We start from the raw sequence: 21012 nt of genomic DNA on the forward strand, positions 1-21012 counted from the left end.
ACAATTTATGCTTGCAATATGATCAAAGCGCAACTACTGTATACATATACACACTGTATATTTAAACATGTTAAATTAAAGCGTCGGACTAACGCAATAATCTTTATACAGACGTACTTTCTTAACTAGATAGTGAGGCCACAGTATGAATACATCATCAGTAGATAGACTTAACGCCCTTAGAGCTTCCGCTTCTAATGTGGTTCAACTACCCTTGCCTATTGAAGGCTTTCCTGGCGACAATAATAAGAACGAGAATAAAGGTTGGAGTTATCTGCTGTCTCACTCAGTATCTTTTAAGAAAGACGTTGATCATGCTATTCGTATTCAGAAGCCGAAAAAGGAACAAGTTCCAGAATGGATCAGTAAACTGATTACGGGCGGCCAATGTAAAACACTGTATGTGGAAAACCTAGACTTGGATCTACAACCTACTGATAGCGAAATGATACGGAAACTATGTGATTTATATTCTGTATCGCTGATTAATGTAAGAGTAGAAAAAGAAACCACCGCGGTGGCAATGGGGCCATGGTAATTCGTTAAAAATCCCGCTAGCATTGCCATTTCGCCATCTAGTAGGAATATTCTAATATGCGCTGTTACTGTTGTTCATCTCTGGCTTTCGCAGACTGTTGTCACCCCTTTGTTACACAAAGCAAGCAACCTGAAACAGCCGAACAACTTATGCGCAGTCGCTTCACCGCCTATGTATTAGCGAATTTCACCTATGTACTGAATACGTACAGTAGCGAAAAACAAATTGGATTGAGCACTGAAGGGCTAAAAGAAAGTGCTGGAGACGCGGTTTGGTTTGCGTTGAAGGTGGCAAATAGTTCCGCCGATACAGTGGAATTCACCGCCTATTTTTTTGAAAACAAAGGCCTTTACCAACTCCACGAAACCTCAACTTTTGTTAAAGAAGGGTCTTTATGGCGCTATCATGATGGCATTCTGCATGATGATTGCGGCAAATTAAAATACGGAAGAAATTTACCTTGCTTATGTCATAGCGGTAAAAAGTTTAAGCAGTGCTGTGCAAATAAAATGCGTTAACTGATAAAGGGTAACCTAGACAGGCTTGTTAGGCCTCTCTGTGAAGTGCTCTTTGCTTTAGGATTAACCCAGCAATAAATCACCTGAAATAGGATGAAAAACACTGGCAGACATTGACAGTGAATCTGCAGTGAGCTGAGGTACGCCATACACTTCCACGACCTTGCCTTTTTCTTTGGCTAACTTATTGACTAATAAATCAAAGTCACCATCTCCAGAGACCAAAACGAACACGTCTGCTTGGTTGATGGCATCCATCATATCGATGGTTATGCCTACGTCCCAGTCGCCTTTTGCTGAACCATCGGCGCGCTGAATATAAGGTTTGAGTTTAACGGTAAACCCTATTCCCCTGAGTATATTTTGAAAGCTTCGTTGCTTAGCGTCGTTACGGTGAATGGCATACGCGTTTGCAACCACAGGCGTTCGGTTCAGCGTTGCTCTTCGCCAAAACTGATTGTAATCAAAGTGCTTTTGATAGGCTTGACGGGTTGTGTAATAAACATTTTGCACATCAACGAAAATAGCAACTTTTTGCATGCTCACCATAATAAACTGTTAAAAACGGCCCGCACTATAGCATGTAACTGATTCAATCACTTGCCCTAAAACCTCGGCACTAGGATTTAATCAACCAGTCTTTCTCTTCAATAATTTCAATAAGCGTAGTGCTAACTTTTACATGCTCAAACGTATCTTGGTTTTGTGTAGCCGTACCTGTCATTTCCAGCCTTTTGTTCATTTGCTGAACCAAGGCATCGCTTAACAACTTTAACTGAGTATGGTTGAGGTCGTGAACAGGCAAGTTTCCGCGCTCGTGAAGCGCCAAAAGTACCTTACTGCAGGTTTCACGTTTTCGTTGGAAGGACGCTCTTTGCCATGCAAGTGCATTAGCGTTATGGAGTAAATCGGCGTCGTCCGAGACAGTGCCCACCGCCACTTGGATAGTATCGGCAACAGTGGCTTGCTTTTGGGAAGAGCCAGTACCGTCGCTGCATGCTGATAACGCGCACACAGAAATCGTCAGCGTTGCCATCGCAATAGGGTTAAGTTTCATTATCTGTCCTTGATAAATGTAAATACAATAAAAGTGTAGATTAAATTTGAATCGAATGCACCTTTAAAACGGCTTAGCCATGCTTATTCATTTAACACGCTGTTACCATTATGCTTTTTAAACATTACCTAACTATGGTGCATTCGAATTTTTCTCAGCGAGCTAATTTCTTCTGCCAAAACACCGCATTACCCGCTTCAGGATCGAGTTCATAACTGGAAAAGCCGAATTTTTCATAGGCCGATTTTGCAGCGGTATTATTGGTTAATACTTCTAGTGTTAACTTACAACAGCCTTTTGCTTGGGCAATCGATTCTACTTTTTCTAATAACCGTTGGCTTAAGCCAAGGCCCCGGTAAGGGGGTAATACACACATATCGTGAATATTCACCAGAGGTTGGCACGCAAAGGTAGAAAACCCTTCAAAGCAATTGGCTAAGCCTGCGGGCTTATCGTCTACATAGGCAATCACACTAAACGCATGGGGAAGTTCACTTAATCGAGCCACCAGGTTTTCTTTCACGGCCTCGTTGAGCGCTTCTCCCCCACCCATTGGATCGAGCGCATACTCGTTGAGCAAATAGGGAATATGCTGTCGATGCTGTTCATTGAGGTAATCGGCTTGCACTAATTGAATTTTCATCTTTACCTTATTAACGTTGATATGAATGGCTGTCTCCCATTATTCCATAGCTAAAGGCAAGATTACATTAGGCTTTTTTGCTAGCACACCCACGCAAACCGCGTTGCATTCGTCCATATATTCTCACCCACTACTTTTGTACGATTTTTGACTAGATGAATTTAGGTTAATGTAGTGCTTCATGCGCCTAGCCGAGCAAATAATGAAGTCGATTATCTCTAGAACATTTCTTATCCTAGCCCTTGTTCTTTTTCCCCATTGTGTATTCTCGCAAGAGATGCCTAGCTCTCTTCCCTTGTTTAAAACCTATGGTTTAAGTGACGGTCTTTCTCAAATTTCAGTTTCAGATGTCACCGAAGACAAACACGGCTATTTGTGGCTAGCCACCCAGGCTGGATTAGACAGATTTGACGGCTATGACTTTAAACACTTCGGTAAGTGGAAAGAAGACCAAAACGATGGGTTGCATGCGATAACGAGTTTTCAAGTTGAGGCCAGCCATGATGGCGAGTACATTTGGGTAGGAACTATCGCGGGAATTAGTCGCTTCCATGTAGATACAGAAACCTTCGAACATTACACACTCCCCAACAACAGCAATATAAAGCCCGGCATCATAAAACGCATTTACATAGACAATAAAGGCGGTGTGTGGGTAGTCAGTGGTAAAAACCTGTACTCGTTTTCTCAGCGCAAAAATGCCCTAGAACCTATAGCTTATCTAACCACCCCAACCAGCACACTCACTGACATTTTTATTGATTCCAATAACACCATATGGCTTGGCGCCACCTCGGGAGTTTACAAGGTAGATGAGGATGCAAACCGTATTGCCTTGTACAGTCACAGTGGGAAAAACATTTCAGTGCTCTACCCTAGCCCACTGGGTGGTATTTGGGTGGCCAGTGAAGCAAAAGGTGCCTGCTATTATTCTTCCATGACTGACACCAAAAGCGCGCCCCTATATTGTTATAACAAAGCCTCGGGCCTGCCGAGTAATAGTATACTGGCCATTTTGGAGCTTGGTAATGGCGATGTTTGGATTGCCACAGAAGCGCAAACGGCGATAGTTTTTAAGAATAATGCCCAAAACCCAGTACTCTTGTCACCCACCTCCACCCGTATTGCTAACCGAAGAATTAATACCCTATTTCAAAGCGATAGCGGGCTTATTATTGCTGGGTCTAGAGACAACGGCTTCTCAGTGTATAACCCTAAAATCGCCCGTTTTAGTAGCTATGCGATTGCCGACACACCGAATGTGACCGACTTAACCTTGGCCGCCAACAATCAAATGTGGTTTACCAGCGACAGCGGCCTTTGGCGTTATAATCCCCAAACAGGTGATAAACTAGGGCCTATAAAAACGGCATCGCAAAACAACGAATTAGATTCATTAGATATGCTGTTGTCACTTCAATATCATCAATCGACAGGTGATATTTGGCTAGCCACGCGTAAAGGTTTAGGGCATTTCCGGCCGGGTGACTCCCAAGTTGATATTGTCGCTCTTGAAGGTACTTCTGGCTACACAGTAAACGTTGATGACGCGGGGGATGTGTGGTTTGGTGGCTATAGCGATGGCGTATTTGTGTACCGTCCTAGTGAGCAAAATGTAGTGAGACACTGGCCACTTCCCTTGACAACAAAGATACATTTTCAAAATAGTGAAAGTGCGTGGATAGCCACGGTATCGGGGCTATATTTTGCCAACAAACTCACTGGCGATATCACCAACATCGGCGAACTATACGAAGGCTTTCCTTCATCAGCAGTCGTCACATGGATTTCACCTAGCATGCGTGGCGGATTTTGGGTAGCCACCCAAGCCAACGGCATCTATCTGATTTCGATAAACGCGCAAAAGTCGAATGTTGAATTTGTCACTCCGGTAACTCCGCACCCGCATCTAAGTGAAATTTCACTGGGCGCCATTGAAGAAGATGAAAACGGCAGCATTTGGGTATCTCACAGCGAAGGTATTGCTTATATCTCTCCAGATTTAGAAAAGGTTTCTTATTTTGGCGTGGAAAATGGCGTATTTGAAAACGGCTATTACGTAGGAGCCTCTGTACAATCCGATGATGGCACTATATTCATGGGCGGTCCGAGTGGGATTACCCAGTTTAACCCTAAAAACATTACCCATTCTCCGTGGTTGCCCAACGTTAAGATTACGCAGGTTGAAGTGGTCAACTACAGTGAAGGTAGCGCCAATATCACGCGCATCGATAATGTGGAAAAGTTAACCCTTCAGCCCAACGAAATGTCATTCTCCGTTGAATTTGCTGCGCTAGAGTTTACACGCCCTAACGACGTTAGCTATGCGTACAAGCTGGCTGACTTCGATCCAGCATGGCGATTTACCGACGCTTCACGACGAATTGCCACCTATACGAATTTAGATGCAGGAAGCTACACCCTTATTGTGCATGCCATTAATAAAGAAGGGGTTTGGAGCAATGAGGCAGCCCGAATGGAGGTGATAGTTGTGCCTGCATGGTGGGAAAAAACGCTTTGGCAAAGCATTTTCGTGCTCACTTGCTTTTTACTGGTTGTGCTTATAATGAAGCTACGAATAAGTGCACTGAAAAAACGCTCCGCTCATTTGGCGCGTGTCGTGGAAGAGAAAACCAAGGATTTGGAAGCCGCCGTTACAAAGCTTACCCAGCTGTCTAGCCAAGATCCCCTCACCAATCTTAAAAATAGACGTTACTTTACTCAACGGTCAAAAGAAGCCTGGGATGCGTTCCAACGCTATGGACAAGCATTTTCTCTCATGCTGATAGACGTTGACCACTTTAAAAACATTAACGATAAATATGGGCATCATGCTGGCGATTTGATTTTAGTCAAAATTGCCGACATTTTACGGGCAAATTTACGCAGTTCTGATGTTATCGCCCGTTGGGGCGGAGAAGAATTTTTAATCTTTCTTCCTGAACTCAATTTACATGAGAGTTACTGGGTGGCTGAAAAAATACGTAAAGCAATTTCTAGCTTTAACTTCTATTGCGAAGGCGTAGATATATCAGTCACCATTACCGCAGGGATTGCTGATATTAGAGACTGTACCAGCGTTGAGCACTGTATTCACAGTGCAGATAAAAAACTCTATAGAGGGAAAGCGGAAGGACGAAACGCCATAATCAAATAATAACGTCAGTATATTTGCACCTCATCCTTATAATACGTGGGTTAAACGAGGGCCGTGATCTTATTTTGCCGAGTGACTTATGAATAGGCACATAGGTAATAAGGAGACAAAATATTATGGCGACAATTCTAGTAATAGGCGCGTCAGGTCAAATAGGAAAACAAGCCACGGGTAAATTGTTGGAAGCTGGGCACAAAGTTATTGCCCCCGTGAGAAGCCCTGAAAAGCTTGAAGACATTCAAAGTGACAACCTCACCGTGAAGAAACAAAACTTAGAAGAGGACTTTTCTGAGCATTTCAATGGCGTAGATTCAGTGGTTTTTACCGCGGGCAGTAGTGGAAACACGGGCGCAGACAAAACGCTGCTTATCGATCTTTGGGCAGCACGTAATGCCGTTAATTACGCAAAAGACGCCAATATAAACCAGTTTATTATGGTGAGTTCAATCGGCGCGGGGGACCCAGATGGCGTTGATTCAGCAATTAAGCCTTATCTGGTTGCCAAACACATGGCAGACGAGCATCTTAAAAATAGCAACATTCCTCATGTGATATTGCGCCCAGGCACTTTATTAAACGAGCCGGGAACGCATTTAGTAACCACAGACATGCCTGACAATAAAGATGATGCAGTCATTCCAAGAGAAGATGTGGCCACCGCCATCGTTGAGTGCGTTAGCCGCTCAACAAACGATAATAGTGTCACCTACTTGTTTAAAGGTGAAACCCCTATTTCACAACTATTTGCCTAAGAAGCATCAACCCACTTTTAGCAGCCTTTCTCGAAGGCTGCTATTGCCCCAGCGCCAAGCACGAAAAGCAAACAAATACACCCATTAAGGGATGATAGATTGGCTTAACCAGTTACCCTGTTCATCGGTGTAATGCAATTCTCGGTATTGAGGAGAGCCTCGTAAGTTGAGGTAATCGACTTTGTGTATAGCCAGTAAAATAACACAAAAGTGTTGGGGAACGGCTGAAAAGTCTCCCGATACGTGAAGCGCACTGCCATCATTTCTAGGCGTACCGGGCTCCCCCCATAAAAACTGCTTTTTACCTGCATCTGACAAGCGCTCCCAATGTGCGCTCACCAAAGGCGTATCCATCTCCAACGACAGCACTTTAGCGGTAACACTGAAACGATATTGCTCTCTTGTTTTGGCGAAATACCAACAACCGTGTGCATGGGGCTGTTGAGCTAACTGATCACACTTATCTGTACGTGTATCAGATATCACTACAAGGCAATTGTCGTCAGTCAACCCTCTATACACAACGGTTCTACAATAAGGTAGCCCCTGCGCATCCGCTGTCGCCAGTTGAAAATATCGACTTTCCGGCACACTACGTGTTTTGTGTAAACTTTTTGTCAGTCCTTGTCGCCACTGAGGCATCGTTTGCTCCTGCTGTTTTAATTAGGTTTACGTGCAGCAAGGGAAAATAGAGTATAAAAGTTTTCAGTAGTAATACGTGCCAACTCAGCAACCGTGATGCCTTTTAATTCAGCGATAAACTCTGCCACTTCCACCACATACCCAGGCTGATTTTGTTTGCCTCTGTGCGGCACAGGGGCTAGCCAAGGTGAATCTGTCTCAATTAGCAATCGCTCTAAAGGAATGGCTTTTACCACTTCGCGCAGCTCTTGCGCTGAATTGAAGGTCACGATGCCAGAGATAGAGATATAGAAATCAAGCTCCATGGCAGCTTCAGCCATTTCTAGCGACTCAGTGAAACAGTGCAAAACACCTTTCGTGTGCGGTGCTTTGTGCGCTTTTAACAGATTTATTGTATCTTCGCGGGCGTCACGGGTATGAATTATTAACGGCTTTTTAGTTTCATTCGCCACTTTGATATGGTCGATAAAAGACTGGAGCTGAACATCTTTGCTCTCGGGGCTATAAAAGTAATCTAAGCCCGTTTCACCAATGGCCACAACTTCATGACGGCTAGCTTTTTCCAGCAATTCATCATAGCTGCAGGCTTCGTCCTGATGCAAAGGGTGCACACCACAAGATACCGATACGTCGTTAAAGTCTTTCACTGTCTCTAACATACTGTCGTAATCATTAACCGATACACAAACACAGAGAAAGTGCTCGACTCCCCGTGTGCGAGCAAAGTTTAAGGTTTCAACTAAGGATTCGGGCGACTGTTTTAGCCTATCTAAGTGACAATGAGAATCTACAAACAAAATGCACCTGTATTCGAGTTAATTTCAATTAAGTTAAGAATTTAGACGTTTCTCTTCACTGCCCGTAGCCCGATTAACAGCCATCGTGCTAGGTTAGTGCTGAAACGCTTGTAATACGCCAACTAAAATCAGCGCTTTGTTCACCCCTGGATGTTGCAAACGTTCTAATGCCTCAATGCAATTTTCGTAACGGGCATAGGCTCTGGGGTCACGATTGGCCAAATAAGCTTGTTGCGCATCGTGTTGACACCACTGGACAACTTGAACCGCGTTGTCTTTCCATTTATTCGCTAAGCTTAATAACTGTTGTTTTTGCCCGCCACCACTGGCACTAGCAAGTAATGCTCCAAACCCTTCTTTGAAGGTGCGGTAAGAAAAGCTATCTTCCTCACTCAATGCTCGCTCTACTCGTAAAGGCGCGTTGCCGTATGCTTGCAGTAAAGCTTCGCTAGCATCCCCAATTCCTTTTTCATGAAGGTAAGCCAAACTTGTTGAAACCGGCGGCAGTGACAGTGTCTGCTTTTCGCAACGGCTTAAAATGGTTGGCATCAGGCGGTTAATGCTATCGCTGATTAATATCAAGTAGGTATTATTTGTGGGCTCTTCGAGTGTTTTCAACAGGGCGTTGGCTGCAGCTTCTGTCATTCCATGTGCATTTGGAATAATCAGCACCTTACTGCCGCCCATTTGCGCGGTTCCACTTAGCTTTGTTATGCCGCCACGAATACTGTCTACCCCTAATTGCTTTTCGCTTTCTAGTACATAGTAATCTGGGTGATTCCCGGCTTCTCTCAAATGACAACTTTGACACTGCCCACAGGCTCCCTTAGAGGAAGGGTGCTTGCACAACATGACGTAGCCTAACTGGGCGGCTAACTCATGCTTACCTATGCCCTGTGGCCCACTTAGCAAAATAGCATGATGCAGCGTTTTATTCACATACCGCTGAATGAGGTGTTCGAATGTATCAAGAAGCCAAGGAAACATTAACCAAGGTACTCCTGTAATATACGCTGTACATCGCGGTGAACCTCTGGCATGTCGTTCATTGCGTTGACCACCACGATAGACTCGTCGTTTTCAGCCAACGACAAATATCTCGCCCGTGTACGTTCGAAAAACGCAAGACCTGCTTGTTCTATTCTATCAAGCTCCCCCCGACCTCTTGCTCGGGCCAACCCCGTGGCAGGCTCCACATCCAGATAGAGGGTTAAATCAGGCTTAAAGCCACCCAATGCTATCTCGCTAATTGCCTGCATGGTGCTTGCGTCAACACCTCGCCCACCGCCTTGGTATGCTTGAGAAGACAAATCATGTCTATCTCCTACTACCCAACATCCTCGTTCAAGGGCGGGAAGAATGCGGTTTTTAAGGAGTTGAACCCGCGCCGCATACATCAGCAGTAACTCAGTTTCTTCTGCAACGGATTCTTCCCAGTCATGCTTTACACACTCCCTGATAGCTTCGGCCATAGGCGTACCACCGGGTTCTCGGGTTAGCTCTACGCTTATACCTGCATCAATTAAGGTGTTTTTAACAAGCCCAATCACTGAACTTTTACCGGCACCTTCCAGTCCTTCTACAACAATAAATTTTCCGTGCTTCATGTTTTTGGGCTTTTACTTCTGATTAAGTTGGTATTTTCGCACAGCTTGGTTATGCGCTTCCAGCGAAGATGAAAATACGTGACTGCCATCGCCATTGGCCACAAAATACAGTGCGTCGGTTTGCATTGGATTAAGGGCGGCTAAGATGGCCTCTTTCCCTGCCATCGCAATGGGCGTGGGGGGCAAGCCTTTAATTACGTATGTATTGTACGGCGTTGGGGTACGTAAGTGTTTTCTTGTGATATTACCATCGAAGTGCGCACCTATTCCGTAAATAACGGTAGGATCGGTTTGTAACCGCATATTGCGCATTAAGCGATTAACAAACACGCCCGCTATCTTTCCTCTTTCTTCAGGAACGGCCGTTTCTTTTTCTATAATACTGGCAAGAATTAATGCTTCGTAAGGCGATGATAAGGGCAAGTCGGCTTGCCGTTGTTGCCACGCGTTCGACAGAAAATCACGCATTGCATCATGTGCTCGTTGCAATACCACGCTGGCTTTATCGCCGTCATTATAGAAATAGGTGTCCGCCAAAAATAAGCCTTCTCCATGCTGGGTATCAGGTGCAATTCTGGATGATGCGATAATTTTTGCAACAACACTATCGCTAATATCAAAAACCAGATTTTCTTGCTGTTTGAGGGTTTGAATCCACTGAGAAAGGGTTAGCCCTTCAACGAGACTTACCGGAAAGCTATGTTCCTGACCTAGCGCGAACATGGCGATAAGTGACGCAAAGCTCGCGTCTTTCTCAATAAGATACGTTCCCGATTTTATATGACCAGATGGCGCCAGAAATTTTAACCACAGTTTGGCCACGGTAGGCGATATATCGGTTAGTCCTTCTGCGGTAAGTTTGTAGACAACGCCATAGCCTGACATCCCTTTATCAACAACAAAAAGCCGCTCCTGTTCTATCAATAATGGTGTGTTTGCTTCCTTTTCCACATAAGTAATACCACCGATGACTGCAGAAACCACCACAATAACTAAAACTAATAACCTAACTAAAACGCGCATCTTCTTCTCGGTACTTCGTAAGTAATGCATCTGCTAACACCTGACTGTGACTAGTGTCAAAGGTAAGCTTGTTGCCATTTTCCAGGGTAAGCGACTTGACTGGCATAACCCCCATAAGGGCATTCGTCACCACGAGACAATCCGCGCCTATGAGTGCTTCCATGCTGTATCTAGCCTGGGTGATCTCTATGCTGCGGTCATCTCGAAAATGGGACAACAAAAACTGTCGCACCACCCCATTGACGCCACTTCCGTCAAGGATTGGCGTGTGCCACCCTTGGTTATTCTTAAAGAACACATTGCCGGCACTGGCTTCCACAATATGATGTTGAGTGTCTAGCACTAACGCGTCATCAGCATTCGCCGTTTCAATCTCGCGCTTGATCAACACTTGCTCTAAACGATTAAGATGTTTAACCCCAGCCAACAAAGGTTGAATCGACAAAGGGGTCTGCGCACAAATGAGATCTGCGCCTTTCTCCCGTAATGATTCGTAATGCTGAGGGTAAGGAAAGCACATCAATCGAATTAAAGCTGGGTTAGCCTTGTCGCGCGCATAACCTCGCCCACCTTCTCCGGCCGAAACATGCACCTTAAGTACAAACGATTGACGGGATTCTGCTTTTGCAGTTTTCACCATGGCATCGCTTAACGCTTTCATATCCAGCGCTATATTCAATACGCTAGCGTCATGGGCTAACCGACTTAAGTGAAAATCAAAAAGTTGTATTTTCCCATGTTGAACATGGGTGGTAGTAAAAATCCCATCACCGTAGTTAAACGCGCGATCTTGGGATAAAACTTTACCATCACTAACAAAAATGTTCACAAAGTACTCGCATTGTCTTGTGTAGCGGTAAAGTATACCAAGTTACTGAGGGCAAACAAGAAAGGCAGCCATAGGCTTGTAATACTTAAGAACAAACAAAGCCGACAAAAGAGGCGAGTGCAATCGCCTCTGATGTCTTTAACGAATCTGTCATAGATAATTGTGAGTAAGTGATGAAAACGAAGAGTACCACTACATTAGTAAGCTGCAGTATTTTCGTTAGTGCATTATTTTCTACTGCCAGTTTCGCTGACACCTCGGCTGCACATTATAACAACCAAGTTCAAACCCACGCTATCGAGCAACCGTTAAAGAAAGCACGTAGCGACAGAAAAACCTCTTCAACGGTGCTTAAACGCTTTTTAGACGCGTCAGCAAAGTCATCTAACAAAACAAAAACTATACACCTTATTCATGCCGTGCTTCCCGTACAGACAAGTGCATCCGAGTAACGTGTTGGTCCGTTACCCGGCATATTGAGCCTTTCTATTTGAAGGAACAACGTGGGCCGCTGTTTATGGCACCACCACCATTTTACCTTTTACTTCTCGATTCATCACTTTTTTCATTGCTTGCGTAGCTTGGTGAAGAGGTACCGCCTCGTCCACCACCACTTTCACTTTTCCTTGTACATACCAGGTTAATAGCTCTTGCATGTTTTGAGCGAAACCTTTGGGGTCGTGCTGAGTAAATGCCCCCCAAAATACGCCCATGACACTATAGCCTTTCACCAAGGCAAGGTTGACGGGAAACTTTGGAATTTCTCCACCTGCAAACCCTACTACAAGCAAGCGCCCTTCCCACGACATACTTCTGCTGCATGCATGGAAGGTATCGCCACCCACACATTCATATACCACGTCAGCGCCCTTACCTTCAGTGACTTCTTTTAACGTCTCTTTCAAGTCGTTTTCTTTGTAATTAATTAAGACATCAGCTCCGTATTCTTTTGCTAACGCTAATTTTTCTTCAGTAGAACACACGGCTATAACCTTAGCACCCATGGTTTTACCAATTTGTACTGCCGCTAATCCCGTGCCTCCCGCAGCACCCGTCACAACAAGCGTCTCACCAGGCTGCAGTTTGGCGCGTTGTTTGAGCGCGTGATGGGCGGTAGCATGCGCTGTGACCAAAGCAGCACCTTCGTTAACGTGAATGGCATCAGGAAGAGGCAGCACATGGGTGGCTGCAATGCGTGCTTTTTCCGCATAGCCCCCCAAATTTGACAGTGCAATGACCCTTTGCCCAATGTGTAAATGGCTTACCCCTTCTCCTAATTCTACTATGGTACCGGCCACTTCGTTACCAGGCACAAAGGGGAAATCAGGCTGCATTTGATATAGCCCTTGCACAAGGAGGCCATCGGGAAAATTGACGCCGGCCGCTTCAACATTAACAACAACGTGCCCAGGCTCTGCCACGGGATCTGCCACGTCTTTATATTGTAAATCGTCAATGGGACCAAAGGCGTCACATACTATTGCTTTCATACATACTCCACAGTCTTTCTGAGACAGTTTCAGGTAGGGCTGCTACCGTGTTTTAACCTTATCAAGCAATGTATTATTTCATTTCTTGATGTATTGTTTGGTTTGCAATTTGTGCCAAAGGACGCACCATGGCACCTAGTTGCATGGCTTTTTCACTAGAGGCATTCCCATCATGGGCTCGCTTTACTACCCCTTGCAAAATAGCAGCTAGGCGGAAAAAGCTAAACGCAAGATAGAAGGTCCAGTTTTCGATAACACCAATGTTTCGGCGCTGACAGTAAGCTTGTATATAAGCCGTTTCAGATGGAATGCCCAGCTGCTCCCTATCAAGGCCCCCCAGACCCGCAGCGTGGGCAATATTGGCGGGTAATCGTAACTGCATGCATTGATACGCTAAGTCTGCATAGGGGTGACCTAGAGTAGACAACTCCCAATCTAAAACTGCGACCACTTTCGGCTTATCTGGATGGGACATATCAAACATCATGTTATCCAGCCTGAAATCACCATGGACTAATGCAACTTGGCCGTCGTCATCAGGCAGGTTCGCTTCTAAGTAAGCAATAAGCTGTTCAATTTCGGCGATATGCTCTAATTCAGACGCGCGATATTGCTTAGTCCAACGACTTAGCTGACGGTGAAAATAACTGCCAGGTTTGCCATAGTCATTTAAACCGGCCTGTTCAATGTTGACACTGTGTAGGGCAGCTAAAACACGATTCATTTCATCGTACATCGCCCCTCGGGTATCGGGGGAAGTAATTTCAGGCAGTGCACTATTCCAGTAAATATCTCCCTCTACATACGCCATGATATAAAACATGCTGCCAATGACGTGGGTGTCTTCACATAAATGGAAAACCTTTGGGACGGGCACATCACTGCCCGCTAACGCTTGAATGACACGAAATTCTCTGTCTACCGCATGAGCAGACTTTAATAACTTCCCAGGAGGCTGACGGCGTAAAACAAACACCCCCTTGTCGGTTTCAAGCTTGAACGTGGGGTTTGATTGGCCACCGGAAAACTTTTGTGCATTTTTTATAAGCCCAACTTCTGGGCACGCTTCAGTGAGATAGACATTCAGGCTATCTAGATCGATATGGTGAGATTTTGCTTGGTTATCGCTAGCCACGTTTACTCCTTACGCATTCTTGTCTGCAATGAGATTTCTGCCAAGCTGCATCATATGAACCTGATCTGGCCCATCAGCCAGCTTTATGGTTCTTGCATAGGCATACATAGCAGATAGCACAAAATCTTGGCTAGTTCCTGCGGCACCATGCATTTGAATGGCTTCATCAATGACTCGACATGCCATGGATGGCGCAACAATTTTTATGGCCGCAATAAGATCCCGTGAAACTTTGTTGCCATACTTATCCATCTTGTCTGCTGCTTTTAGGGTAAGTAATCGTGCTTGCTCTATTTCACAGTGCATCTTCGCGATACTCTCGCGCACAGACTGCTGTTTTGAAAGTGGTTTTCCAAATGCGACTCGCTGTTCAACCCGTTCACAGGCAAGATCTAACGCCCGTTGAGCGCAGCCGATAAGGCGCATACAGTGATGAATACGGCCAGGGCCCAAACGGCCTTGAGCAATTTCAAATCCTCTACCCTCGCCTAACAGTAAGTTGTCTGCCGGCACACGCACATTATTAAATTCAACTTCGGCGTGACCCACAGGCTCATCATAATATCCCATTGCGGACATTGGCCGAACCACTGTCACCCCAGGGGTGTCCATGGGCACTAATATCTGAGATTGCTGTTCATGGCGAGGGGCGTCAAAGTCGGTTTTCCCCATCACCACCATAATTTTGCAATTCTCATTCATTGCCCCACTGGTGTACCATTTGCGCCCGTTAATTACATATTCGTCGCCATCTCGCGTAATCGACGTTTCAATATTTGTTGCATCACTCGACGCTACAGCCGGTTCGGTCATGGCAAATGCTGAACGAATTTCGCCATTGAGCAAAGGAACAAGCCATTGTTGCTTTTGTGCTTCGTTACCATATTTTGCCAACACTTCCATGTTGCCTGTGTCCGGCGCGCTGCAGTTAAAAATTTCTGAGCTAAACAACACGCGCCCCATTTCCTCGCAAAGAGGCGCATATTCGGCGTTGGTCAGTCCTGCACCATAAGGCTTATACTCTTCAGGTAAAAACAAATTCCACAAACCTGCATCACGGGCTCGCTGCTTTAATGTGTGCATCAACGCCGGGGTTTTCCAACGATCTTCGCCATTTTCAACCCCATGAATGTACTCTTGCTCGATGGGATAGACTTCTTTTTGCATGAATGCTCTCAACTGAGTTAAAAGCGATTGCGTTTTTTCATTGTACTCAAAATTCATATCTGCACCGTTTAGCTGTAGGTAATTGCGTGTAACTTTTCAATCACATCTAAGTGAGGCACGCTGTTAAAATTGTTAAGGTGAATGCTGCGTGAATTGGCGTAACATTGTGTAAAGCTGGCATTGCGAATTTGAAGGTTCATGTTAATAACCATAGGTGCGCTGTAACCTAGGATATGTTTAAGCATCATGGCGATAGCCCCCCCCGAACTCACCACTAAAATGCGCTGTGCACTGCTATTTTGTAGGCTGGTTAAAACGTTCGCTGCCCGCGCCTCAAACTGCTGCCACGTTTCTTCAACTAGCGCTTCAGGTAATGTGTTTTCAGACCACGCAAGCATGGCCTTTTTCAAAAGCCGGTAATATTCAGCAGGTGATGCGCCTTCTGGCACCCTATCCTGTGGGTTAGCCGACAGATAGGCCTGTGCGACGGCTTGAAAGTTGAACTCGTTAAGATCTGAAGTCACCGTGGGGTCTGGCAGATACTGTAAACCGTTGGCAATGCCCTGGGTGGTTTCATGATGGCGCACCATATCGCCTGACAAGACTTCGTCAAAGACAATATCGCGCTGCTTAAAATACTCGCCTAGCCAATGGGCTTGCTGCCCGCCAAGGGGGCTTAACTTGTCATAATTCGCTTTTCCAAACGAAGCTTGCCCGTGGCGAACTAAATAGATATCTGTCATTACGCGCTCTAATGTTATCAATATGTTAAGCATGGTAAGAAATATAAACCCATAAGTTTAATTGATATTTTGAATGAGCATTCATCAAGTGAAACTATAACGCACAGGTAGAATATTAGACCTTAGTTTAAGATTGGCATTTTAAATTGCGCTTAAATTGCACATTCTGACACAATAAGCTGGTCATTTAGCCACGCGCTAATTGTGAATAAAGCTAGGAAAGCTGTTATATATCAAGGTTGGGAATACCTTCATCCCCTCATAGAGGCACCTAGGAAGCTTTTATTATCAAAATGATTACGCTAAATTTGAACAGCGACGCCCCCCTTCTGCCACGTGCATTGGCTGTATTGTGTGCATTCGCAACTTTATCCCCATCAGTTCACGCCACACAAGGTGATAAGAACCAGCTTGAGCATATCGTGGTAAATGCGCAGAAATCGCCGCAAAACTTACAGGAAGTCCCTGTGGCGGTGACGGCAATGTCTGGTGACAGCTTAGTAGAAGCAGTAATAAAAGACGTATTCGACTTACAAAATTATGTTCCGTCGTTTGCCGCCTTTCAAAACCAAAGCGTAACCAATTCTGGATTTTCAATCAGGGGCATCGGGACTTCCTCGCAAAATTTTGGCTTTGAGTCTTCAGTAGGATTATATGTAGATGGCGTGTACCGCTCTCGTCAAAACGCGCTCATTAACGACCTGGTAGATATTGCTTCTGTAGAAATTTTGCGCGGGCCTCAGGGTACCTTGTTTGGTAAAAATACCGCTGCGGGCGCCATGACAGTCTCCTCCGTCGCGCCCTCATTTGAAGAGACTGATGGCTTTGTTGAAGTCCTTGCCGGCAATGACGAACTTTTGCGTTTAAGTGGCGCGGCGTCTTTTGTGGTACTTGATGACATTTTAGCGATGCGCATTTCAGGTTTCAGTAGCCGCGCAGAAGGTTTTATTGAAGACACCCATTCAGGAAAAACGCTAAACAACAAAAACCGCTCTGCGGTGAAAGTACAGTGGCTGTATACGCCCTCAGATACGCTTAGCCTTCGTGTTGTTGCTGACTATGGAGAACTAGATGAAAGGTGTTGTGGTGCATTAACATGGCAAAGTAACCTGCAAGCGAATGGCGTTCCCGGCAAGTTTGGTACTGATGCCCTGTTGCAGGCCCCTCCCTTCAATGCCACTCTTTACAGCCGCGATAATTTTTTCCAGTACACCACGTCACTTTCTCAGGTTCCCACCTCAAAGATGACAGACAAAGGCATTTCTGCTCAATTGGACATTAAGTTCAATGATGTGTGGTCGTTGGTGAGTATCAGTGCGTTTAGGGCTTTCGATAGCTTTGATATTATTGATAGCGACTTCTCCGATGCCAATTTGCTCACGGCTGAAAACGATGCCCGACAACAGTCTTTTTCACAAGAGATACGCGCTCACTACAAAAGTAAAAGCATGCGCGCCATTTTTGGCGTCTACTATTTCACGCAAAATCTCGACGTAGATTTTAATACGACGACCCAAGAAGACTTTTCATCATTTTTTACTATTGCCGCTGCCGATTTATTGCCTCTTGCTGATGCGATTGACGGGTTAAGTCAAGCCACTGCTGGGGCTATTGCACCCGCGGGCGTGTTAGCACCTAGCAATACCGTCTTTTATCATTCGGCCTATCAAGAGCAAGACAGTTTTGCCCTTTTTACCCAAGCTGACTGGCGACTAAATGGGAAAACAACCCTAACCACAGGGTTACGTTATACCATTGAAGATAAGGACATTTTGGGCCAATACGGTGAACAAGGGCCAAGCATTGATGGGTTAGCCAAAAATTCTCAGGAGTGGCCGAATGTGTCCAAAGCACTGGCCGGATTGCAACAAATTGGCACGGCCCTAGCTGCTGGAGATGCACCGAGTGATTCTGCACTCGCTGCTATTTCTCCCTTTCAATCGGATGGTTGGGGATATTATTTTCTTGGTGCAGCGACGGTATTGCCTAGGGACGATCTCATGGCGACATTCAGCGACAACCAACTGACCGGCACAGTCAAATTGGCGTATCGTCCCAGCGAAACCACTATGCTTTATTCTAGCTTAGCCACAGGTTATAAAGCCGGCGGCACCAATACAGACCGAATTTCACCCCAGTTTGATGCGGTATTTGATGCAGAAAAGGCACGCAGTGCAGAAATTGGCGTTAAACAAGAATGGCGAGAGCTAGGTCTTAGAATGAACCTTGCTGCACACTACACCCAAATTAGCGATTTTCAAGCCACCACATTCGATGGCACTGGATTTAACCTGCAAAACGCAGGTGACATTGATGTAAAAGGTATTGAACTGGACGCTAACTGGTATATGACTGACACCACAGAGTTAGCCTTCAGTGCAGCCCGTACACTCGCTAATTTTAAGACATTTAAAAAAGGGACCTGTTGGGTTGCCTATACGTGGCATACGGGAGATGACGACCCAGGTAGGGCGACGCCAGAAGATCCATTTTGTGCCAGAGACGGTGACAGGGTGGGTTTCGAACCTCAAAATAGTGCGGCCCTCACCGTCACTCAATATTTCACCTTATCTGACATCGATGGATGGGTGAGTGTAGACTACCAATACACGGGAAATGTGTATTTAGACGATACCAACGACCCCTATAAACGTTCACCTGCTTACCAGATAGTTAACGCAAGACTAAACCTGTATTTCGCTGACCTAGACAGCCACCTGACCTTTTGGGCGAGAAACCTTTTCGATGAAGAATATGTAGCAAGAAGTGGTTTTGATGTGCCCGTTCAACAAGGAAAAATTATGGCTTACCCGGGCGCACCTCGCAGCTACGGCGTGACGGTGAGAAAGCGCTTTTAGCGCTTCCCACTGCTTTCCTTTCCCGCCAAAACGCTATGACACTGTGCAATAACGGACAGCGCGATACTCTCAGGTAATTCACCGCCAATATCAAATCCTGCAGGGCTTACAAAAACGCCGCTAAATGCACTTTCCTCAACCTGTGCAAGCGACAGAATTTCCTCTTTTCTGTGCTTGGGGCCTAACATCGCGATGTATTGCAGGTGATGAGCACTCAGTGCTTTCAACGCTTCAGCGTCTATATTTCTATGGTGGGACATTAATACCGCCGCATCAACATTATGGACACTCATGTGTTCTGATACAGCCGAAACCTCGCTGGATGACACGATGTAATTCGCCAAAGAGAAATGCTCAACTCTGGCCTGCGCCGGCCTTGGATCCCAAACACTGACTGTCCAACCTTGTAAATGGGCCATTTTAACCACAAAGGTTGCGTCAAAACCCCCGCCCACGACCAGCAAATGTGGCGGACAGGTGAATGGAATATCGATATAAGGAGGGGCGTAATTCACATGGTCATCGAGTTTAGCCAGCTTATTTAACTGTTGTACTTCACTAGGAGAGCTCACTTGGCTATTTGATATATCCTCCAAATTAAGCTTCCAACGACAGTGCTGCCCATTCAGTAGGGTTTGATATGCCTTTTCCAGAGATAAATAACAGTTTTCAGCCTCTACGGGTAATAGTGCTAGATGAACCACGCCACCACAACCCACCCCCAACTTAAACGCAATATCTTCTTCGTCGTTGTCGTCATAAATAGTATGGCGTACCTTTTTGTCCTGCATGACACGACGCGCTTTACGATGTATGTCACTTTCCAGACAGCCGCCACTTAAAATACCTAATTGATGACCGTCATCGCTAAATAGCATGAGTGCGCCAGCTTTTCGGTAGCAGGACCCCTCGGTCTTGTAAATTAACCCCAGCACCCACTGGTGCTTATCTTTAAGTGGCGCCCACTGAGACAACAAATGCAGCGTTTGATTACTCATCAATTACCGTTTGCTTCTTGTAAGATGGCTTCTTGAATAAAGGCAGCAAGGGTTTCTGGAGGCTGCGCCCCGGCCACACCTTGATTCCCGATCACAAAGGTGGGCACACTCTGAATCCCGCGTTGCATCCACAGTTGTTCTTCCATTCTAACCTCATCAGCATAGGTTTGTTGCGCTAATGCTTGTTGAATATCTTCTTTTTCCAAACCTACTGCTACTGCTTCATCGATAAGCACACTAATATCGCTGACGTCTTTGCGCTCACTAAAAAATGCCGCGAACAAGCGAAGCTTAAGCGCCTCTTTCTTGCCTTTTAAACTGGCTAAATGCAGTGCCTGATGAGCGTTGAACGTATTTACCATTTTCATTTCATCGAAATAGTCGAACTTAAAGCCAACGGCATCACCAATGTCGGTGAGCTGCTCTCTCGTTTGCTGGCTCTGCGCTTCGGTTACGCCGTACTTTTGCATAACGTGCTCACGCAGATTTTGCCCTTCTTCAGGCATGGAAGGGTTTAGTTCAAATGGATGAAAATTAACCGAAACTTCAACATCATCCAGCATAGCCACCGCGTGTTGCAGATGCTGATAACCAACAATACACCATGGACACACTACGTCGGATACTATGTCTATTGATACTTTTTTCACTATCACTCCTGTAGGCATTTACAAATGTGAACACCTGTTCAAATAATTCTATTGTAGGCGGTACGAATGCGGCTTCAAGTCAGTGACTATCGAATACCGATAAAAAGCGCACCATTGTCGGCCACTGACATAAACGCTAGGCACATTGACGCTGAACTCTGCCCCAAGACCGTCTGGCATTCCACGCCCGTTAACAAATTCTTTGTAAATTCATACGCTCAATAACGACAAGAGTTCACCCTGACTGCGGGTGAATGTAAAGCAGAAATAGGTGACACTAAAGGTGAAAAAAATTTAACAGACATAACAAGACAAAGCTTGCACCAGATCAACATTTGTAAAATTTAACTGTACTACACTTCAGGCATAAGAATTATTGGATGTGCGCAAAGTATTCACTACTGATGC

At 45.4% G+C, this 21012-nt stretch carries 21 protein-coding genes; 6 read left to right on the forward strand and 15 right to left on the reverse strand.

The features are described 5' to 3' along the window. Positions 1 to 145 precede the first annotated feature (145 nt). Positions 146 to 538 (forward strand): hypothetical protein, encoded by a 393-nt coding sequence (locus tag EP13_RS10785; protein WP_044057294.1) that lies wholly within the window; start codon positions 146 to 148, stop codon positions 536 to 538. Positions 539 to 594: 56 nt separating this feature from the next. Further along, positions 595 to 1056 carry a YchJ family protein gene (locus EP13_RS10790; protein WP_044057295.1) on the forward strand — a complete coding sequence of 154 codons (462 nt, stop codon included), beginning with the start codon at positions 595 to 597 and terminating at the stop codon, positions 1054 to 1056. Between the two features lie 63 nt (positions 1057 to 1119). Here the strand turns inward: EP13_RS10790 and EP13_RS10795 are convergent, their stop codons facing one another. The 3 genes from EP13_RS10795 to EP13_RS10805 all read right to left on the reverse strand — a co-directional run bounded on the left by EP13_RS10795 (position 1120) and on the right by EP13_RS10805 (position 2756). Continuing rightward, positions 1120 to 1596, reverse strand: coding sequence for a LabA-like NYN domain-containing protein (locus EP13_RS10795; RefSeq protein ID WP_044057296.1), 477 nt, complete (start codon positions 1594 to 1596; stop codon positions 1120 to 1122). A 79-nt stretch (positions 1597 to 1675) separates the two neighbouring features. Further along, complete coding sequence (locus tag EP13_RS10800; protein ID WP_044057297.1) at positions 1676 to 2113, reverse strand: hypothetical protein; 438 nt, start codon at positions 2111 to 2113, stop codon at positions 1676 to 1678. A 154-nt stretch (positions 2114 to 2267) separates the two neighbouring features. Next, the gene (locus EP13_RS10805) at positions 2268 to 2756 is read right to left on the reverse strand and encodes a GNAT family N-acetyltransferase (protein WP_044057298.1); all 489 of its coding nucleotides are present in this window, start codon (positions 2754 to 2756) and stop codon (positions 2268 to 2270) included. 202 nt (positions 2757 to 2958) lie between these two features. Here EP13_RS10805 and EP13_RS10810 point away from each other — a divergent pair, with 202 nt between their 5' ends. Then, the gene (locus tag EP13_RS10810; RefSeq protein ID WP_044058918.1) at positions 2959 to 5913 is read left to right on the forward strand and encodes a ligand-binding sensor domain-containing diguanylate cyclase; all 2955 of its coding nucleotides are present in this window, start codon (positions 2959 to 2961) and stop codon (positions 5911 to 5913) included. 116 nt (positions 5914 to 6029) lie between these two features. Beyond that, the gene (locus EP13_RS10815; protein WP_044057299.1) at positions 6030 to 6665 is read left to right on the forward strand and encodes an SDR family oxidoreductase; all 636 of its coding nucleotides are present in this window, start codon (positions 6030 to 6032) and stop codon (positions 6663 to 6665) included. Positions 6666 to 6749: 84 nt separating this feature from the next. On the opposite strand, the gene EP13_RS10820 is transcribed toward EP13_RS10815, so the two are convergent. The 6 genes from EP13_RS10820 to pabC all read right to left on the reverse strand — a co-directional run bounded on the left by EP13_RS10820 (position 6750) and on the right by pabC (position 11563). Next, the gene (locus tag EP13_RS10820) at positions 6750 to 7307 is read right to left on the reverse strand and encodes a pyridoxamine 5'-phosphate oxidase family protein (RefSeq protein ID WP_044057300.1); all 558 of its coding nucleotides are present in this window, start codon (positions 7305 to 7307) and stop codon (positions 6750 to 6752) included. A gap of 17 nt (positions 7308 to 7324) precedes the next feature. Beyond that, on the reverse strand, positions 7325 to 8104 hold the full coding sequence (locus EP13_RS10825; RefSeq protein WP_044057301.1) for a TatD family hydrolase: 780 nt from the start codon (positions 8102 to 8104) through the stop codon (positions 7325 to 7327). Positions 8105 to 8197: 93 nt separating this feature from the next. Further along, positions 8198 to 9091 carry a DNA polymerase III subunit delta' gene (locus EP13_RS10830; protein ID WP_044057302.1) on the reverse strand — a complete coding sequence of 298 codons (894 nt, stop codon included), beginning with the start codon at positions 9089 to 9091 and terminating at the stop codon, positions 8198 to 8200. Next, entirely contained in the window at positions 9091 to 9711 is a 621-nt protein-coding gene (gene tmk / locus EP13_RS10835) for a dTMP kinase (RefSeq protein WP_044057303.1), read from the reverse strand. The genes EP13_RS10830 and tmk overlap by 1 nt, the downstream gene beginning before the upstream one ends. A 12-nt stretch (positions 9712 to 9723) precedes the next feature. Next, positions 9724 to 10764 (reverse strand): endolytic transglycosylase MltG, encoded by a 1041-nt coding sequence (gene mltG, locus EP13_RS10840; protein WP_231497854.1) that lies wholly within the window; start codon positions 10762 to 10764, stop codon positions 9724 to 9726. Continuing rightward, positions 10718 to 11563 (reverse strand): aminodeoxychorismate lyase, encoded by an 846-nt coding sequence (gene pabC, locus EP13_RS10845; RefSeq protein WP_052364364.1) that lies wholly within the window; start codon positions 11561 to 11563, stop codon positions 10718 to 10720. The genes mltG and pabC overlap by 47 nt, the downstream gene beginning before the upstream one ends. A 173-nt stretch (positions 11564 to 11736) precedes the next feature. Here pabC and EP13_RS10850 point away from each other — a divergent pair, with 173 nt between their 5' ends. After that, entirely contained in the window at positions 11737 to 12015 is a 279-nt protein-coding gene (locus tag EP13_RS10850; protein ID WP_044057305.1) for a hypothetical protein, read from the forward strand. A 63-nt stretch (positions 12016 to 12078) separates the two neighbouring features. On the opposite strand, the gene EP13_RS10855 is transcribed toward EP13_RS10850, so the two are convergent. The 4 genes from EP13_RS10855 to EP13_RS10870 all read right to left on the reverse strand — a co-directional run bounded on the left by EP13_RS10855 (position 12079) and on the right by EP13_RS10870 (position 16098). After that, positions 12079 to 13053, reverse strand: a complete 975-nt coding sequence (locus EP13_RS10855) for an NADPH:quinone oxidoreductase family protein (protein WP_044057306.1) — start codon at positions 13051 to 13053, stop codon at positions 12079 to 12081. A 73-nt stretch (positions 13054 to 13126) separates the two neighbouring features. After that, entirely contained in the window at positions 13127 to 14188 is a 1062-nt protein-coding gene (locus EP13_RS10860) for a phosphotransferase family protein (protein WP_044057307.1), read from the reverse strand. A 9-nt stretch (positions 14189 to 14197) separates the two neighbouring features. Continuing rightward, positions 14198 to 15412 carry an acyl-CoA dehydrogenase family protein gene (locus EP13_RS10865; protein WP_044057308.1) on the reverse strand — a complete coding sequence of 405 codons (1215 nt, stop codon included), beginning with the start codon at positions 15410 to 15412 and terminating at the stop codon, positions 14198 to 14200. Between the two features lie 11 nt (positions 15413 to 15423). Continuing rightward, the gene (locus tag EP13_RS10870) at positions 15424 to 16098 is read right to left on the reverse strand and encodes a histidine phosphatase family protein (protein WP_044057309.1); all 675 of its coding nucleotides are present in this window, start codon (positions 16096 to 16098) and stop codon (positions 15424 to 15426) included. A 293-nt stretch (positions 16099 to 16391) separates the two neighbouring features. Between EP13_RS10870 and EP13_RS10875 the strand changes: the two genes are divergently transcribed. Beyond that, positions 16392 to 18956, forward strand: coding sequence for a TonB-dependent receptor (locus tag EP13_RS10875; RefSeq protein WP_052364365.1), 2565 nt, complete (start codon positions 16392 to 16394; stop codon positions 18954 to 18956). Here EP13_RS10875 and EP13_RS10880 read toward each other — a convergent pair. Continuing rightward, positions 18953 to 19954: an XdhC family protein gene (locus EP13_RS10880; RefSeq protein WP_044057310.1), complete on the reverse strand. Its 1002-nt coding sequence runs from the start codon at positions 19952 to 19954 to the stop codon at positions 18953 to 18955. The two genes, EP13_RS10875 and EP13_RS10880, sit on opposite strands and share 4 nt — an antisense overlap. Then, entirely contained in the window at positions 19954 to 20604 is a 651-nt protein-coding gene (locus EP13_RS10885; protein WP_172655518.1) for a DsbA family oxidoreductase, read from the reverse strand. Before EP13_RS10885 ends, EP13_RS10880 begins: the two co-directional genes overlap by 1 nt. Between the last annotated feature and the right edge of the window lie 408 nt (positions 20605 to 21012).

Source organism: Alteromonas australica, assembly GCF_000730385.1.
Lineage (GTDB): Bacteria > Pseudomonadota > Gammaproteobacteria > Enterobacterales > Alteromonadaceae > Alteromonas > Alteromonas australica.

Coding starts and splice junctions, on each gene's coding strand:
- EP13_RS10785 (WP_044057294.1), top strand. CDS start 146: ATGAATACATCATCAGTAGATAGACTTAACGCCCTTAGAGCTTCCGCT.
- EP13_RS10790 (WP_044057295.1), top strand. CDS start 595: ATGCGCTGTTACTGTTGTTCATCTCTGGCTTTCGCAGACTGTTGTCAC.
- EP13_RS10795 (WP_044057296.1), bottom strand. CDS start 1,596: ATGCAAAAAGTTGCTATTTTCGTTGATGTGCAAAATGTTTATTACACA.
- EP13_RS10800 (WP_044057297.1), bottom strand. CDS start 2,113: ATGAAACTTAACCCTATTGCGATGGCAACGCTGACGATTTCTGTGTGC.
- EP13_RS10805 (WP_044057298.1), bottom strand. CDS start 2,756: ATGAAAATTCAATTAGTGCAAGCCGATTACCTCAATGAACAGCATCGA.
- EP13_RS10810 (WP_044058918.1), top strand. CDS start 2,959: ATGAAGTCGATTATCTCTAGAACATTTCTTATCCTAGCCCTTGTTCTT.
- EP13_RS10815 (WP_044057299.1), top strand. CDS start 6,030: ATGGCGACAATTCTAGTAATAGGCGCGTCAGGTCAAATAGGAAAACAA.
- EP13_RS10820 (WP_044057300.1), bottom strand. CDS start 7,307: ATGCCTCAGTGGCGACAAGGACTGACAAAAAGTTTACACAAAACACGT.
- EP13_RS10830 (WP_044057302.1), bottom strand. CDS start 9,091: ATGTTTCCTTGGCTTCTTGATACATTCGAACACCTCATTCAGCGGTAT.
- tmk (WP_044057303.1), bottom strand. CDS start 9,711: ATGAAGCACGGAAAATTTATTGTTGTAGAAGGACTGGAAGGTGCCGGT.
- mltG (WP_231497854.1), bottom strand. CDS start 10,764: ATGCATTACTTACGAAGTACCGAGAAGAAGATGCGCGTTTTAGTTAGG.
- EP13_RS10850 (WP_044057305.1), top strand. CDS start 11,737: ATGAAAACGAAGAGTACCACTACATTAGTAAGCTGCAGTATTTTCGTT.
- EP13_RS10855 (WP_044057306.1), bottom strand. CDS start 13,053: ATGAAAGCAATAGTATGTGACGCCTTTGGTCCCATTGACGATTTACAA.
- EP13_RS10865 (WP_044057308.1), bottom strand. CDS start 15,412: ATGAATTTTGAGTACAATGAAAAAACGCAATCGCTTTTAACTCAGTTG.
- EP13_RS10870 (WP_044057309.1), bottom strand. CDS start 16,098: ATGACAGATATCTATTTAGTTCGCCACGGGCAAGCTTCGTTTGGAAAA.
- EP13_RS10875 (WP_052364365.1), top strand. CDS start 16,392: ATGATTACGCTAAATTTGAACAGCGACGCCCCCCTTCTGCCACGTGCA.
- EP13_RS10880 (WP_044057310.1), bottom strand. CDS start 19,954: ATGAGTAATCAAACGCTGCATTTGTTGTCTCAGTGGGCGCCACTTAAA.